The sequence below is a fragment of the Pseudomonas quasicaspiana genome (assembly GCF_021147825.1).
Lineage (GTDB): Bacteria > Pseudomonadota > Gammaproteobacteria > Pseudomonadales > Pseudomonadaceae > Aquipseudomonas > Aquipseudomonas quasicaspiana.
The window spans coordinates 1-1617 of sequence record NZ_JAGTPI010000123.1; the positions used below are offsets into that span (position 1 = coordinate 1).

A 1617-nucleotide genomic window follows, 5' to 3' on the forward strand; every position below is an offset into this window, starting at 1 on the left:
GGCCGATTCTGTTGAAAAAGTCGGATTTTCAAACTGGAAGATTTCGAAGTTGATCGTCTCTTCAGAACCTGTTCACCACGTTGCGTGGCTTTCCGGTTCTGCGTTGATCGTTGCAGCTTGGTTAGTAGGTTGATTTGAAGGTTTTTGCTGATCCCAGGCGCGCCTATCCCGTAGTCGGTGGCCCTTGAGAGGTCAGTTTCGCCAGTCGTCTTAGATTCTGTACCGCAGCCGCCAAGGTGAATTCGTCGTTCGCACCGGTCATTCCTCGTAGTCGCAACCGATCCAGTTTCAGGATTCGCTTGAGATGAGCGAACAACATTTCGACCTTCTTGCGCTCATGGCGAGAACACACGTATTGAGGTGTCTTGGCGATGCGCCGCGCAACTTCGCGCGCCGCTTCATGGACGCTGCGTGCGATTTTTCTAAACGAAGTGCTCGGGCAGCAGCGCTCTTTCATTGAGCATTTAGCACAGTCGGTTTGCCGGGATCGAAAGATGATGGTGTCGGCTTTCGTGATATGTGAGCGTTGGTTCTTGAAGGCCCGCCATTCGCTACGCAGAGCGTGTCCGGTGGGGCAACGATATTCCTGCGCTTCTTCATGCCATTGAAAATCGCTGATTGAGAGGCTGTCGTTCTTGCGCTCGGTTTTGTCCCAAACCGGTACATGTGGCTCGATGTCTTTTTCGTCGACCATCCAGGCCAACATCGGTGCGGTCCCATAAGCGGTATCGCCGATGAGCCGATCCGGCTTGATGTCGAACTGTTCTTCGACCCGCTCGATCATGGTCTTGGTGCTCTCGACCTCGGCAGTTCGATGCGCTGGCGTCGGCTCCACGTCCATGATCACGCCATGCTCGACATCAATCAGGTAGTTCGTCGAGTAAGCGAAAAACGCCGGGCCTCCTGGTGCGGCTGTCCAACGAGAGAGTGGATCAGTCAGTGACAGGCGCTTGGGCAGCGCTTCGGCCAACGCCTCTTCATCCAGCGCTTCGAGGTACTCACGCACCGCGCGAGTACTCAGCGACGGATCGCGCCAGTTGATTTCATCATCGCCAGGTACGCCACGTTGCCGACTGGCATCTGCCTTGATGACGCTGGCGTCGACCGCAAACCCTTCGCCCTTGACCAGACCTGCGTCCATGCAGCGACGCAGCACCTCGTTGAACAGCCAGCGAAACAGCGAGCTGTCACGAAAACGACCGTGGCGATTCTTGGAAAACGTAGAGTGATTGGGGACTTCGTCTTCGAGGCTTAAGCGGCAGAACCAGCGATACGCCAGGTTCAAATGAGCCTCTTCGCACAACCGACGTTCGGAGCGAATGCCGTAGCAGTAGCCCACCACCAACAGGCGAATCATCAGTTCGGGATCAATCGAAGGTCGCCCGATCGGGCTATAAAAATCGGCGAGATAATGGCGCAGATCGCTTAGATCGAGGCATCGATCAATGCTGCGCAGGAGGTGATTGGCTGGGATGTGATCTTCAATGTTGAACGAGTAAAACAGTCTCTCTTGTCCGCTCGACAATTGTCCCATCATGCTGCGAATCCTCCCGCTGGCCGATGACCTGATTTTGCCGCAGACCAGGCAGGAGATCTACTTTTTCAACAGAATCGGCC

The 1617-nt window shown here is 55.2% G+C and carries 1 protein-coding gene; it reads right to left on the reverse strand.

What is annotated here, in order from left to right; all coding sequences use genetic code 11:
- Positions 1-163: 163 nt before the first annotated feature.
- Positions 164-1537 (reverse strand): transposase, encoded by a 1374-nt coding sequence (locus tag KDX30_RS29370; protein WP_095102594.1) that lies wholly within the window; start codon positions 1535-1537, stop codon positions 164-166.
- Positions 1538-1617 lie beyond the last annotated feature (80 nt).